Consider the following 14,192-nt stretch of genomic DNA (forward strand, 5'->3'; position numbering starts at 1 on the left):
GGAGGTATGGTTTTGGAAAATAAGATAACTTTGATCACGGGCGCCAGCCGGGGCATCGGGCAAGCAATCGCAATCAAACTGGGGCAATCGGGCGCTGTTGTGATTGGAACGGCAACTACGGAAAACGGTGTCAGCACGATTAATCAATATTTGGAAAAATCCGGTATCAAAGGAATGGGGATTGCTTTAAACGTCAACGATGCCGAGCAAATCAATCACGCCCTCCAAACCATACGGGAAAAATTCGGTGAAGTGGAAATACTGGTCAATAACGCCGGTATCACGCGGGACAATTTATTGGTGCGCATGAAAGACGAGGAATGGGACGATATATTGGAAACCGATTTAAAATCAGTATTCCGGTTAAGCCGTGCAGTTCTCCGCGCCATGATGAAAGCCCGTTACGGCCGCATTATCAACATTTCCTCCGTTGTCGGCGCGATGGGCAACTTGGGGCAAGCCAATTATGCCGCCGCAAAAGCGGGGATGTTCGGATTCAGTAAATCATTGGCGCGTGAAGTGGGCAGCCGCAACATTACTGTCAACTGCGTTGCTCCCGGTTTCATCGATACCGACATGACCCGCGCGCTGGCTGATGAATTCCAGCAGAGCTTAATTCAACACGTTCCACTGGGGCGATTAGGCCGTCCGGAAGAAGTCGCTTCAGCGGTCGCTTTTCTGGCATCGTCCGCCGCAGGCTATATCACAGGCACGACACTGCATGTAAATGGCGGCATGTATATGGATTAATATTGATTCCGCTGGATTGCAGCAACCGGTTAATCACAAAACAATCACAAAACATTTCTTATAATACGTACCTAATTAGAAACTTAAAGAGAAAGTTATTTATCCGCAGTTATGTTTTGGTTTTGCTGGCATTCAAAATTTGTTAGAATGGCACGCATTTTTCTTACCTGAAAAGGAAATACCTAGATGGAAAATATTGAGCAGCGTATTAAAAAAATTGTAGCTGAACAACTTGGTGTTAATGAAGCAGAAGTTAAAAACGAATCGTCTTTCGTCAACGACCTGGGAGCGGATTCGCTCGATACGGTTGAGCTGGTCATGGCATTGGAAGAAGAATTCGAATGTGAAATCCCAGATGAGCAAGCTGAAAAAATAAATACCGTCCAGGAAGCGATTGATTACGTCACCGCAAACACCAGCGCAAGTTAGTCGTTTGTTTTTCAAGAACAAGTAAGCGGAGTTATTTTGTCCAAACGCAAGGTAGTCGTTACCGGATTGGGTATTGTGTCGCCGGTAGGCAGCACAGTATCCAGCGCATGGGAGAACATCATCTCAGGAAAATCCGGCATTACCCGGATCACCCGTTTTGATGCATCGAGTTTTGCTTCACAAATTGCAGGTGAAGTAAAAGATTTCGATATCAACCAATATCTTTCTGTAAAAGAAGCCCGCCGCATGGATATTTTTATCCATTACGGCATGGCGGCGGCGATTCAAGCCGTCAAAGACGCGGGTATCGATGATATCTCACATCTTGATGCGGAAAAAATCGGCGTCAATATCGGTTCCGGCATCGGCGGCTTGCCGATGATCGAAAATACCGATACGGCGTACCATGCAGGCGGACCGCGTAAAATTTCCCCGTTCTTTATTCCCAGCACCATTATCAATATGATCGCGGGTAATTTATCCATCATGTATGGCTATAAAGGCCCCAACATCGCGATTGTGACGGCTTGTACCACAGCCACACACAGTATCGGCAACTCGGCCCGTATGATCGAGTATGGCGATGCCGATGTCATGGTGTGCGGCGGCGCGGAATCCTGTGTAACGCCGCTTGCCATCGGTGGATTTGCCGCAGCCAAAGCATTATCCGGAAACAATGACAACCCGGAAACCGCCAGCCGTCCTTGGGATATCGACCGCGATGGTTTTGTTCTGGGCGAAGGCGCCGGTGTTCTGGTACTGGAAGAATTGGAGCACGCCAAGCGGCGCGGCGCAAAAATTTATGCGGAATTGGCCGGTTTTGGCATGAGCGCCGATGCATTCCACATGACCGCTCCTTGCGACGATGGTGAGGGCGCTGCACGCTGTATGACCAATGCCCTCAAGAATGCGGGCATTAATACCACGGAGGTCGATTACATCAATGCGCACGGCACATCCACACCATTGGGTGATATTGCCGAAACCATCGCAGTCAAACGCTGCTTCGGCGAACATAGCAAGAAACTGGCGGTTAGCTCAACGAAATCAATGACCGGGCACTTGCTCGGCGCAGCCGGTGGCGTGGAAGCGGTTTTCTCCGTACTTGCAATCCATCAGCACATTGCACCGCCGACCATCAACCTGGTTAATCAGGATCCGCAGTGCGATCTGGATTTCATCCCCAATACCGCACGGGACATGAATATCAAAGTCGCGCTATCCAATTCCTTCGGGTTTGGAGGAACTAACGGAACGCTCGTTTTCCGTAGCATATAAAATCATCGTCTGTGGCGCATGCACACGCTGAAACGCCTTTTGTTCTATGCGTTTTTCGCAACCATCCTGCTCATCGGATGGTTTTATCTTCATGTGCATTCCAGTATCACCCTGCCGGTTAAGCCGTATGAATTTTCTATCCGGCATGGCAGCAACCTGAAACAAACCGCCCAGCAACTGGCCGATGCCGGTGTCATCCACACCAAATGGTCATTAATCCTGCTGGCGCGTTACCTGAACCTGGAATCCGCGATCAAAGCCGGAGACTATCTGCTGACCGAGAATATCACCCAGATTGCGCTGTTAGACTATCTGACCAAGGGCGACGCCAAGCAGCATGAGATCAGAATCCTTGAAGGCTCAACGTTTGCGCAGCTGCGAAAAACATTGAATGAACATCCGGCTATACAAAATCATACGGCCGGACTCAGTGACCCGGAAATTTTACGCTTGATCGGCGCAACTGAAAGCGCAGCCGAAGGGTTGTTCTTTCCCGATACCTATTTTTTCGTGCGCGACAGCAGCGATATCGAAATCTTGCAGCGCGCTTATCGCACCATGCAAAATCACCTGCAATCCAGCTGGGAGTCGCGCGCCGGATCGTTGCCGCTAGCCTCGCCTTACGAAGCGCTCATTCTGGCTTCCATTATTGAAAAAGAAACCGGCCTGGAGAGTGATCGCGCTGAAATAGCAGGCGTATTCACCAACCGGCTGCGCAAAGGGATGCGGTTACAAACCGATCCGACGATCATCTACGGCATGGGCGAACAGTTTAACGGTAATTTGCGCAAACAGGATCTGCTTGCGGATCAGGAATACAACACATATACTCGCGCAGGTTTGCCGCCCACTCCGATCGCCCTGCCCAGTCTGGCTTCCATTCGTGCGGCAGTGAATCCGGCTAAAACCGATGCGCTGTATTTTGTGGCTAAAGGTAATGGGGAATCACACTTCTCCACCAATCTGGCAGACCATAATAAAGCGGTAAATAAATACCAGAAGCTACAAAAATAAAATCATGCCGCCAATCACAACGTCTCAACGTTAATCTGTGGAACTACATGACTCAATTTTCGATTGTAGTACCCACATTGAATGAAGCCGGGAATATTGATTTACTGTTAACTCGTTTATCCGCACTTAACTTTGCTCCGGATAGTTTTGAAGTTATTTTCGTCGACGACGGCTCTACCGATGGCACACCGGACAAAGTGCGCGCGTGGAGAAATCAGTCCAACGTTCATCTCATTGAGCGGCGCGAGAAACCCGATCTGACTACTGCGATTCTCACCGGCATAGCCACAGCCAAAAGCGATGTCATCGTCGTCATGGATGCCGATCTGAGCCACCCGCCGGAGCACTTACCGGCAATCGTTACACCGGTGCTGAACGGAGATTGCGATGTCGTTATCGGCAGCCGCTACGTAGCAGGCGGCAGTACGGAAAATTGGCCGTTGTACCGGCGGTTATTGTCTCGTGCTGGCGGCTGGATAGCCCGCCCGCTATGCGATGTGAACGACGCCACCTCGGGTTTCTTTGCCTTCCGCCGTGAATTGGCTGCCAGCATTTCCAATCATGCGCGCGGTTACAAAATCCTGCTCGAGTTGCTCATGGCCAACCAGGGGAAACTGCGCGTCTCGGAAGTGCCGATTTGTTTCCGCGACCGCGCGCAGGGCGCTTCCAAATTATCATTGTCGCACCAGCAAGCGTATGTGCAACGCTTGATCACTTTGGCCGGCGGCACAGCCACACTGAATACCGCCGGACGTTTCGCCGCGGTCGGATTATTCGGCGCATTGATCGATGCCGTTGTTTTCCAATGGATGATCAGCCGTGACGCCGGACTTGCACTGGCCCACTTCATCAGTTTCTTCGTCGCCGCAGTCACCAACTACACGTTCAATTCAAAGTGGTCATTCCGCGAACATCACGCGGGTTATCTCAAATGGCATCAATTCGGCCGTTTTCTGACCGTCGGCGCGCTGGCATTATTATTGCGCGGCGGTGTCCTGGCCCTGCTGGTTTATGTGTGGCATATACCGCCCTTACTGGCGATATTTCCGGCCATCGTGGCCACTGCGGCGGTCAATTATCTGGGTTCGGCCTTTTATGTATTCCCCAGCGAAAAAGATCTGCCCTCGTGGGATATACGCTGGCGCACCGCGGCAATCGGCATTGTGCTGTTTGCCATATTGTTACGCCTGGTTTATTTTGGCCTGGCGCAGCTCATACCGGATGAAACGTATTACTGGCAGTATGCGCAACACATGGACCTGAGCTTCTATGATCACCCGCCCATGGTGGCGTGGTTAATCTGGTTCGGCACCGCTGCCGTTGGTAATAATGAATTTGGCGTACGCATCGGCGCGCTGCTGTGCGGCTCGATCACCTTGGGTTATTTGTACGCGCTGGCGCAGAATTTGTACGACAAATCCACTGCGATGCGCACTTTGTTATTGCTGGCCATTCTGCCGCTGGGATTTGGTTCCGGTCTGCTCATGACGCCTGACGCGCCGTTGGTCGCGGCTTGGGCTGCCACGCTGTATTACATGGAACGCGCACTGGTTGCCGGTCAACGCACGGCTTGGCTGGGCATGGGAATCGCTTTCGGCGCCGGATTATTATCCAAATATACAATCGGATTACTCGGTATGGCGGCGCTGGTATTTGTGATCCTAGACCCGGCAGCGCGGCGCTGGATGCAACGTGTCCATCCCTATCTGGCCGCACTGCTGGCGTTATTACTTTTTTCACCGGTCATTATCTGGAACTATGAGAATGACTGGGCATCGTTTGCCTTTCAATCGAACCAGCTGCTGACGGATCGCCATGAATTCGCCGTGCATTTTTTAATTTTTCACATTTTGGTGTTACTAACCCCGATCGGCTTTGCTGCGGCGCTGCTCGCCTTGTTCTCGAATAAACCCTCCGAGGATCGGCCATTCGAGCGCAGGCGTCAGTTATTTGTACAGATCTTCACCGGCGTTCCGCTTTGTATTTTTTTCGCCATCAGCACTTTTGAAACGCCGCGTTTTCATTGGACCGGCCCGATCTGGCTCGCGGTTTTACCCGCCATCGCTTGGATGATCGGCCAAACGGATCAAGTCGGCGCCTTCGCCAGACGGATTCAAGCCAGCTGGCGGTTGACCATCATCAGCTGCATTTTTGTCTATGCTTTCGTGTTGCACTACGTGGTATTGGGAATTCCGGGTGTGCCTTACCATATGTTCACGGAACATTATTTCTGGCGGGAGACAGCCGGTGAAATCAAGCAGATTGCCGCGGAAGTGAAGCATCAGACCGGCCAGGAACCGATCATTGTCGGCATGAGCAAATGGTCCGTTGCCAGCGCGTTATATTTTTATACGCACGGCGACGATCCATTGGATATCCGCTCACGCAACATGTTTGGCGACAGCGGCGCCATGTACGAATATTGGCTGCCGTCGCAGGAAGCGACCGATCGTCCCATCATCCAGGTGGGCATGAAACGCCGCCATTTGGAAAAAACCCGCACGAAAAATGATATTAACCACATGCTGGAACACCCCGGCCCTATCGAATACCGGGTCATCGAACGCTATGGCACGCCGGTGCGGCGTGTTTATTACCGGATTTCCCAGGGATTCAAGGGAGTCAGCTGATCCGGGATACAGCGAAACCGAAAAATCCTTTATTTGCTCTCATAATCGGCAATCTGCCAGGTGTCATCTTTTGCTTTTGCCAGCGTGATGGTCTCCAATGCCAGACCTTTCTCTCCGAAAGTGGTGTAAAACTGCAACACAATATACTCTCCGTCGGGAAATCCCGATAACGACTTGGTCGCACCCGCAGTTGCGATATAGCGCGCGTTCATCGCGCCACGCGGCGCTCTGATCGCAGTGATCGATTTAATCCATGCGCCTTCGGACGTTTTCCCCTTGAACAGCGGCGATGCATTCTCCCAGCTATCTTTATAATCGCCACTGTCCACCAGCTTTAACCATGCTCGCGCGCTGCTTTCAACTTTCTCGAGAATATTATCCTCTTGCGCATACCCGGTGCCGGTACAAAAAAGCAGCAATAACACCATAATGAATCGTTTCATTGTTGAATACCTCGTCAGTAAAGTCTCTTTGCGCATAGCGTCAGTCATGCGGGAAAAACCCGCCCATGATCCAGATCGAAGCGATGCCCAGTAAAATCAATGTCACCTGTTGAATGGTCGCATGAATCTCCGGGCGTTTATGCAAACCGGGAATCAGATCCGACATCGCCACATAAATCATGCTCGCCGAAGCGATCGCCAGTAACGGCTGCACCAGGAAATTCATGTTATGCAACATGAAATAAGCCAGCACACCGCCCACGAGCGTGGCAAAACTGGATAACAGATTCATCAAGAATGCCATGCGGCGGGTATAGCCGGAATTCAGCAGAATAATAAAATCGCCTGCTTCCTGCGGGATTTCATGGGCGATAATCGCAATCGATGTCACGATCCCCAATTGCACATCCACCATGAAGGCAGCCGCAATCAAAATGCCATCGACAAAATTATGGAAAGTATCCCCGACAATCACCATCATACCGCTGCGTCCGTGATCGTGATCGTGGTGACCGGCAGCGGATGAAACCGCAGCTACCGGGGCGTGTGACAGGTCATGCGCCTCGCAATCCTCCAGATGGCAATGACGCCACAGCACCAGCTTCTCCAGGATAAAAAATACCAGAATGCCAAGCAATACGATGAGCGTTATTTGCTTTGGATCGTCCGAAAGTTCAAGCGCTTCGGGTAACGTATTGAGGAAAGCGGCCCCCAGTAAGGCGCCGATGGCATACGATACCAGCATGGAAAGCCACGATACCCGTGCATTGAGCGCCAGTATTGCGGCACACAGTAAACTCAATATCCCGCCCAGCAAGCTGGCGGTAATGATCCAGGTCAGCGTCGACATAAAACCAATGACAAAAGAAAGGCCGGATTATACGCTGTTACAATCTAATAAATTAACAAGTTAAAGAATTTTTACGCCAGCCAGATCAAGGCCGCCATACGCCCCGTCTCACCATCGCGGCGATAGGAAAAAAAACGTGCGGGATCGCTATAAGTGCAAACGCCACCGCCGTAAATTTCCGTAACACCGGCGCTGGCCAGCCGCTGCCGCGCCAGCAGAAAAATATCCGCCAGCCATTTTTTTTCATGCTGACTGTTTCTGGGCGCGAAGGCTTGCGCCGCGTGCGCGTCATGCCGCACGAAAGTGTCATAAACATCCTCGCCGACCTCAAAATGATCCGGGCCGATCGCCGGGCCCAGCCAGGCCATCAGCTTACGCTGATCGACCTGCATCGCAGCAATGGATTGCTCGATGATTCCACCTGCCAGACCACGCCATCCGGCATGCACAATACCCACCGCGGTTCCTGCCGTGTCACAGAGAAACACCGGCAAGCAATCCGCCACCATGACCGCGCACACGGTGCCTGATTTGCAGCTGAGCACGGCATCGCCTTCCGGCGTCGCCGCTTCGGCATGATCGATCCAGATCGGTGAGGTGCCGTGCACTTGTTTCAACCATTTCGGTTCATTCGGCAAATGGCGGCGCAGTAAAGCGCGATTGCGCGTCACATGCGCGATATCATCATTGACATGCGCCCCCAAATTCAGCGAAGCGTAAACGTCATTCTCACCACGGCTGACACCGCCATTGCGGGTTGTAAACAACGCTTTCACATGGGCTGGCGCGGGCCAGTCCGGGATTATCCAATCGTTCATAGAGAGCTACCAGTCATTAACTACCGCACGTGAATTCATACTATCTTTCACCGATAAAAATAAAGCTTATCTCAACCAGCCGATTAGAACGAAGAAAAGACATTTCTGGGTTAAAATACCGGCCATGAAAATCAACGATCCAGCATCAGTGCAAAAAGCATTGATCAGTTTATCCCGAAATTAAATCCTGAAATCGATCACTACAATACAAGCCCGATATAGGTGTTACAGATGAATTATATAAAAAACTTAGTAAATTTTACGCGCGCATTCATTATTTTCCCGGTCATAGCAGCGATATTAACCGTTTCCGCCGCCCAGGCCTCTTCCGACGATGAAGCCGAATTTATCAAGGCGGCATTCTCCGGACAACCGGAAAACCTCAAACAGATACTGGATAAGGGCGTCAACGTCAATTACCAGAATGAAAAGGGATTCAGCGCACTGATCGTAGCCTCGCAATACGGCCACGCCGATAACGTCAACTTGCTGCTGGAAAGGAATGCTGACGTCAATCTGAAAAACGCCGGTGGCGCTACAGCGCTGATCATCGCCGCCAAAAACGGCCATGCCCAAGTCGTCAACACATTACTCGCCAAAGGCGCGCAAGTAAATGTGCAAACCACCGATGGCATCACCGCTTTGATGCTGGCGATCCAGAAAGGCCATGACGCCATTGCCGATACGCTGCTGGAAAAAGGCGCGGATATGCATTTACAAACGCAGGACAAGCTCACCGCTTTGATCATTGCCGCCATGGACGGCAGAGCCGGCATGGTCGACACCTTGCTGGCAAAAGGCGCGAAAATCGATGCGCAAGCCGCCGATAATACCACCGCGCTTTATATGGCGGCCAGAAACGGCCACACCGCGATTGTCAAAACACTGCTGGCGAAGAATGCGCCGGTCGATGTCGTAGCAATCAACGATACCACGCCACTCTACATCGCCGCACAGAACGGACATGGTGAAATTGTCGATGCGCTGCTGGCAAAAGGCGCTAAAACCGATGTGCAGGATAAAAACGGCGCAACACCGCTTACGCTGGCTGCGTTGATCGGTCACGCCGATGTGGTCAAAGCCTTGATCAAGCATGGCGCCAAAGTCGATCATCGAGCCACCAACGGATTCACGCCGCTGATCCTGGCGGCGCAAAACGGCCATACGCCGGTCATTGAGATATTGCTGGAAAATGGCGCGAAAATAGATCTGCAAAACGACGATGGCATAACCGCCTTGATGTGGGCTGCATTACACGACCATGCGGATACCGTGAAAGTGCTGCTGGCCAAAGGCGCTGACCCGAAAATCAAAAGCAAGACCGAAAAAACCGCCGCTGAAATAGCCAAAGATCCTGCCATCGCTGAGCTGCTGCAAGCTGCTGTGAAGTAACTGGTCCACTCCACGCATCGACGCGATGTCAGAACAAAACAACCAGCCGTGCAAAAAATCCCTGGTGTTCGCGCATCGCGGCGCTAACCGGGAAGCGCTGGAAAACACCCGAAGCGCTTTTGATAAAGCGTTAGGGTATGCCATCGACGGCATCGAAACCGACGTGCAGTTGAGCCGGGATAAAGTTGCTGTGCTATGGCACGACCGCTTTCTGAACAAAATTGGCTTGGACGGTAAACGCATCGACGATTTCGATTACCGCGAGCTCAAGGCATTGATCCACCCGGAATCGGATGGCGAAGGCATCGTGACCTTGCAGGATTTTCTGGCCGATTACCGCAGCCGCTGCCGGTTGCTCATTGAAATCAAGAATCGCGACTGGGAAGCGATTTCCCGTCATCAACTGAAAATCCGCCAAACACTCGATCTGATCGGGCAAAACCCGGATCAGCGCATTGTCGTTTCCTCGTTCAATCTGCCCAGTCTGGCGTACGCGCATCAATACAACCCGGCATTTCCGCTGGTATACAATTTTGAAGACGACCAAACCGTCGCCGATGCGCGTGCGCTTTTAAGCACGCATGCATTCCTTCACGGGCTTTGTGTGCCGATTCAAAGTCTGGATCATGAAATGGTCGATCTGTTACGCGAACAGAGTAAATGTGTCGCGGTTTACACCTGTAACAGCGATGCGGAGATCACAACAGCCCTGCAATTGGGCGTGGATATTCTGATCAGCGATGTGCCGCAACAAGCGCTGATGCTGCGCGATCGATGAAACGGGATTTTGCCGCGCTACATCATCAACCCTTCGATCTTTTGGTGTGCGGCGGCGGTATTTACGGTGCATGGACTGCGTATGACGCCGCATTGCGCGGGCTGAAAGTCGCTCTTGTCGAGCAAAACGACTGGGCCAGCGCCACGTCGTCCGCATCGAGTAAATTGATTCACGGCGGTCTGCGCTATCTGGAAACGTACGACTTCAAACTGGTCAGTAAATCGCTGAAAGAGCGCACCCTGCTGCTGCATAACGCACCACACCGCATTTGGCCGCTGCGCTTTGGCGTGCCCGTATACGCGCAGCAGCGTCTAAACCGCCTACAACTAAAATTGGGGTTAACGCTGTACGATTTTCTGGCACATGACCCGGAGCCGTGCATGCAGCACCGCTATTTCAATCCGGAACAATTCACTGCACATTTTCCGGCGCTCACCGATGTTGCACTGAAAGGCGGTTTCACTTACGCCGATGCGCAAACCGACGATGCACGCTTGGTGCTGGAACTCATCGCCGGTGCGCTGGCAGCTGGCGCGCACTGCGTCAATTACTGCCAGCTGATGCGATTATTGGAAACCGATGGTAAAGCGGACGGCGCGATCATCCAAGATCAGCTCACGCAAACTCAGCAAGAAATCCGCGCCAAGCAGATCGTTTTCACCACCGGCCAGTGGCTAGCGCAAGAACCGCCCAGCAGCGACTGGTGCCGTCTGGCCAAAGGTGTGCATCTGCTCATGCCCGCGGTGCTGAACGATGAAGCTTTATTGCTGACAGCGCAGTCCGATGGCCGGGTGTTCTTCATGATTCCCTGGTATGGTTTAACGCTGGTCGGCACCACCGATACCGATTTCACAGGCGATGTGAAAACAGTCCGTGCCGACGACAGCGATATCGATTATCTGCTCGCCGCCGCCAACGGTTATTTGAAAACACCGTGGACTAAAGCCGATATCATCGGCCGTTTTGCCGGTGTGCGGGTTTTCAAGCAACCTGCAAAAACTGCTTCCGCCAGTTCACCCTCTGCGGTCAGCCGCGACTGGGAGCTAAAAACCGACGCTAACGGTGCGCACTATGCCATCGGCGGAAAAATTACCTCATCGCGCCAGGATGCCGCCCGCATCGTCGACACAGTGTGTGCACAACTGCGCATCGCACAACCTTGCGCCACGCAAAGCAACCGTTTCCCTTGGGCGCCGCAAGAGGCTTTTCCGGCATGGTTTAACATGATGCAAAACCGCGCGATACAGTTAGGCATCGATGCGCAAAGCGCCAAATGGCTGCTGCGCCGTCACGGCACGCACACCGCTGCAATCTTTCGCAGCATCGAGGAAGATGCCGGCCTGGCACAACGCATCGTTCCGGCGCTACCGTTCATTGTTGCCGACCTGATGCATTGCGCAACGAACGAAATGATCGTCCATCTCGACGATCTGTTACGCCGCCGCCTGCCGTTACTGATCCTCACCAAACTGACGCAGGATCAGTTACAGCAGATCGCCTCACGCGTGGCGGCACCCTTGCAATGGGATGATGCGCGCCTGCATCAGGAAATTGGGCGCTGCGCACCATGGATCGCACACTGATTTCAGCCGCCGCCGTTGCGCTCGATTTGGGTTCAACCTCGATCAAAGCCGCTTTATTGGACCGGCAGGGAAACCTCCAGCATATCGTCACCCAGCCCGCACCTGTAATCGATAGCCGTGATGGGCGATACGAAAGCAGCGCATCGGATTATGCCCGGATCGCCGCGCAAGTGCTGCAAGACTGCATCGCACAAGCAAACAACAAACCGCCGCTGGGATTGTGCAGCCAGCGTTCATCCTTTCTGCTTTGGGATAAAGCCAGCGGTGAACCGGTGACGCCTTTGATTTCGTGGCAGGATGACCGGGGGAAAAGCTGTTGCGAGCACTTGCATGCATCGGAGGAAACCTTGCACTCGCTGACCGGCTTGCGCTTGACACCCTATTACTTCGCCCCCAAGCTCAGTGTGCTATTGCAGGAAAATCCGCCATGGCGTGAGAAGCTGGTCCAAGGCGAATGGCTGGCAGGCACCTTGGATACTTTCCTGATCTGGCGCTGGACCAACGGTGCGCATTTTGTCACCGACGCTTCGATGGCTGCGCGCACGCTATTGATGGATATCCACCGGCAACAATGGTCTGACACTTTGTGCCATCTGTTTGATATTCCCCGTTCGATTTTGCCGCACCTCAAGCCTTCCACCGGTTTGAACTTGCCGTTGAATACCGGTGTAACTTTGCAAGCCAGCGTTGGCGATCAATCCGCCGCGCTCATCGCCAGCCTGACCGATCGCTCTTCCGAGGCTTTGGTGAATCTCGGCACCGGCGGTTTCGTGATCCGTTCCCTTGCCGCGGAGACATCAGCGTTTGGCGGTTACCTGCACACCTTGGTCTATCAGGATAACCAGCGGGAAACACAGTTTGCCGTGGAAGGCACGCTCAACTCCATCGCCGCCGCGCTCGCGCCTTATCCGGTCAAGGATTGCAACGTCGAAGATCTAGCGCAAAGCGATATTTTCTGTCTGGCGGAGCCGAGCGGTTTAGGCGCGCCGTATTTCCGCAACGACTGGGGTATTCATTTCTCGCAATCCGTATCCGGTCTGACCGCACGGCAAATCGGCGCATTGTTGCTCGAAGCGATTATTTTCCGGGTGGCACGCATTGTGGAAGATTTTCACCGGCACTCGCCATTGACCAGAATCTATCTGTCGGGCGGATTATCCGAATTGCTTTGTCTGCGGCACAGCATCGCGCAGTGTGCTCCCTGCCCGGTTTCGCATTTGCAGCAAAAGGAAGCGAGTCTGCTGGGCGCGGCATTACTCGCGAGCGAACATAAAATCAAACGCCACCGGAACGCTGAAGACATCGCAGTTCTCAATGGCAACAACGCGTTAGTCCAAAAATACCGGCACTGGAAAGTCTGGTTCGATGCGTTATTAAAAACACCTAATCATTAATCTTAAAAAGGTTACCCGCACAAATTATCAATCCTGTAGAATCCGCGTTGCAAATATTCAACCGGTTTATTTTTCTCTATCAGCTAACAAGAATTCATTGCATAACCGCATGATATACAATGCATAACTAACGACATTCGCTGTTAGTTATGGTGATTAACCTCGTAAACATTTAAAAAGGAAATTTTATGGCAACAAATATACCTGGCTATACCTACGGTACCGCTGCTGTTGGAAAATCTCCCGTATCCCTGGATGATTTCGCCAAATTGAAACAAGCATCGCTGTTCGGCGATGACGATGTGCGTTATCTGAAAATGTCGCACGACATATTGAAAGATCAAGTCGAGCAAATTCTCGACGTCTGGTACGGTTTTGTCGGCTCAACCCCTTTCCTGCTGCACTACTTCACCAATGCATCCGACGGTCAGCCTAACATGGACTACCTCGGCGGCGTGCGCAAACGTTTTGGCCAATGGATTCTGGATACCGCCAACGCGGAATACAATCAAGACTGGTTGAACTATCAACACGAAATCGGTCTGCGTCACCATACCACCAAGAAAAACACCACGGACAACGTCAAAGCGGTGCCGATCATTCATGTGCATTACATTTTTGCACTGCTGATCCCGATTACCACCACCCTGCGTCCGTTCCTGGAAAAAGGCGGTCATTCCCGCGATGATGTGGATCGCATGCAAGACGCATGGCGCAAATCCGTGCTGATGCAAGTGATTCTGTGGTCACAACCTTACATCAAAACTGGCGAATTCTAATTTCGCACTGGAGAGCGGTCTCCCGCTCTCCATCCTGAATCCACATATTCACCT

Annotated in this window: 13 protein-coding genes; 10 read left to right on the forward strand and 3 right to left on the reverse strand. The window is 52.3% G+C overall.

Features of this window, described 5'->3' with window-relative positions; translation table 11 throughout:
* Nucleotides 1–6: 6 nt before the first annotated feature.
* From fabG to ABD07_RS06725, 5 genes are all read left to right on the forward strand, one after another.
* Nucleotides 7–750, forward strand: coding sequence for a 3-oxoacyl-ACP reductase FabG (fabG, locus tag ABD07_RS06705; protein WP_160817656.1), 744 nt, complete (start codon nucleotides 7–9; stop codon nucleotides 748–750).
* Nucleotides 751–936: 186 nt separating this feature from the next.
* A complete protein-coding gene (gene acpP, locus ABD07_RS06710) occupies nucleotides 937–1,179 on the forward strand; it encodes an acyl carrier protein (protein WP_090316324.1) in 243 nt (80 codons plus the stop codon).
* Between the two features lie 36 nt (nucleotides 1,180–1,215).
* Entirely contained in the window at nucleotides 1,216–2,457 is a 1,242-nt protein-coding gene (gene fabF / locus ABD07_RS06715) for a beta-ketoacyl-ACP synthase II (RefSeq protein WP_108699005.1), read from the forward strand.
* An 18-nt stretch (nucleotides 2,458–2,475) separates the two neighbouring features.
* Entirely contained in the window at nucleotides 2,476–3,471 is a 996-nt protein-coding gene (gene mltG, locus ABD07_RS06720) for an endolytic transglycosylase MltG (RefSeq protein WP_108699006.1), read from the forward strand.
* A 47-nt stretch (nucleotides 3,472–3,518) separates the two neighbouring features.
* Nucleotides 3,519–6,101 carry a glycosyltransferase family 39 protein gene (locus ABD07_RS06725; RefSeq protein ID WP_160817657.1) on the forward strand — a complete coding sequence of 861 codons (2,583 nt, stop codon included), beginning with the start codon at nucleotides 3,519–3,521 and terminating at the stop codon, nucleotides 6,099–6,101.
* Between the two features lie 29 nt (nucleotides 6,102–6,130).
* On the opposite strand, the gene ABD07_RS06730 is transcribed toward ABD07_RS06725, so the two are convergent.
* From ABD07_RS06730 to pgeF, 3 genes are all read right to left on the reverse strand, one after another.
* On the reverse strand, nucleotides 6,131–6,544 hold the full coding sequence (locus ABD07_RS06730; protein ID WP_108699008.1) for a DUF4019 domain-containing protein: 414 nt from the start codon (nucleotides 6,542–6,544) through the stop codon (nucleotides 6,131–6,133).
* A 40-nt stretch (nucleotides 6,545–6,584) separates the two neighbouring features.
* A complete protein-coding gene (locus tag ABD07_RS06735) occupies nucleotides 6,585–7,394 on the reverse strand; it encodes a ZIP family metal transporter (protein WP_160817658.1) in 810 nt (269 codons plus the stop codon).
* Nucleotides 7,395–7,465: 71 nt separating this feature from the next.
* A complete protein-coding gene (gene pgeF / locus ABD07_RS06740; RefSeq protein WP_160817659.1) occupies nucleotides 7,466–8,212 on the reverse strand; it encodes a peptidoglycan editing factor PgeF in 747 nt (248 codons plus the stop codon).
* 231 nt (nucleotides 8,213–8,443) lie between these two features.
* On the opposite strand from pgeF, the gene ABD07_RS06745 reads away from it, so the two are divergent.
* The 5 genes from ABD07_RS06745 (at nucleotide 8,444) to ABD07_RS06765 (ending at nucleotide 14,138) form a co-directional block, all read left to right on the forward strand.
* Complete coding sequence (locus tag ABD07_RS06745; protein WP_160817660.1) at nucleotides 8,444–9,604, forward strand: ankyrin repeat domain-containing protein; 1,161 nt, start codon at nucleotides 8,444–8,446, stop codon at nucleotides 9,602–9,604.
* Nucleotides 9,605–9,629: 25 nt separating this feature from the next.
* Entirely contained in the window at nucleotides 9,630–10,382 is a 753-nt protein-coding gene (locus ABD07_RS06750) for a glycerophosphodiester phosphodiesterase (protein WP_160817661.1), read from the forward strand.
* Nucleotides 10,379–11,965 (forward strand): glycerol-3-phosphate dehydrogenase/oxidase, encoded by a 1,587-nt coding sequence (locus ABD07_RS06755; protein ID WP_160817662.1) that lies wholly within the window; start codon nucleotides 10,379–10,381, stop codon nucleotides 11,963–11,965. Before ABD07_RS06750 ends, ABD07_RS06755 begins: the two co-directional genes overlap by 4 nt.
* Nucleotides 11,950–13,359: an FGGY family carbohydrate kinase gene (locus ABD07_RS06760; RefSeq protein ID WP_160817663.1), complete on the forward strand. Its 1,410-nt coding sequence runs from the start codon at nucleotides 11,950–11,952 to the stop codon at nucleotides 13,357–13,359. Before ABD07_RS06755 ends, ABD07_RS06760 begins: the two co-directional genes overlap by 16 nt.
* A 188-nt stretch (nucleotides 13,360–13,547) precedes the next feature.
* Nucleotides 13,548–14,138, forward strand: coding sequence for a protoglobin domain-containing protein (locus ABD07_RS06765; protein ID WP_160817664.1), 591 nt, complete (start codon nucleotides 13,548–13,550; stop codon nucleotides 14,136–14,138).
* Nucleotides 14,139–14,192: the final 54 nt, after the last annotated feature.

Source organism: Nitrosomonas oligotropha (assembly GCF_009833085.1).
Taxonomy (GTDB): domain Bacteria; phylum Pseudomonadota; class Gammaproteobacteria; order Burkholderiales; family Nitrosomonadaceae; genus Nitrosomonas; species Nitrosomonas oligotropha.

Coding starts and splice junctions, on each gene's coding strand:
- ABD07_RS06765 (WP_160817664.1), top strand. CDS start 13,548: ATGGCAACAAATATACCTGGCTATACCTACGGTACCGCTGCTGTTGGA.
- ABD07_RS06745 (WP_160817660.1), top strand. CDS start 8,444: ATGAATTATATAAAAAACTTAGTAAATTTTACGCGCGCATTCATTATT.
- ABD07_RS06760 (WP_160817663.1), top strand. CDS start 11,950: ATGGATCGCACACTGATTTCAGCCGCCGCCGTTGCGCTCGATTTGGGT.
- ABD07_RS06730 (WP_108699008.1), bottom strand. CDS start 6,544: ATGAAACGATTCATTATGGTGTTATTGCTGCTTTTTTGTACCGGCACC.
- mltG (WP_108699006.1), top strand. CDS start 2,476: ATGCACACGCTGAAACGCCTTTTGTTCTATGCGTTTTTCGCAACCATC.
- ABD07_RS06735 (WP_160817658.1), bottom strand. CDS start 7,394: ATGTCGACGCTGACCTGGATCATTACCGCCAGCTTGCTGGGCGGGATA.
- acpP (WP_090316324.1), top strand. CDS start 937: ATGGAAAATATTGAGCAGCGTATTAAAAAAATTGTAGCTGAACAACTT.
- ABD07_RS06725 (WP_160817657.1), top strand. CDS start 3,519: ATGACTCAATTTTCGATTGTAGTACCCACATTGAATGAAGCCGGGAAT.
- ABD07_RS06750 (WP_160817661.1), top strand. CDS start 9,630: ATGTCAGAACAAAACAACCAGCCGTGCAAAAAATCCCTGGTGTTCGCG.
- fabG (WP_160817656.1), top strand. CDS start 7: ATGGTTTTGGAAAATAAGATAACTTTGATCACGGGCGCCAGCCGGGGC.
- ABD07_RS06755 (WP_160817662.1), top strand. CDS start 10,379: ATGAAACGGGATTTTGCCGCGCTACATCATCAACCCTTCGATCTTTTG.
- pgeF (WP_160817659.1), bottom strand. CDS start 8,212: ATGAACGATTGGATAATCCCGGACTGGCCCGCGCCAGCCCATGTGAAA.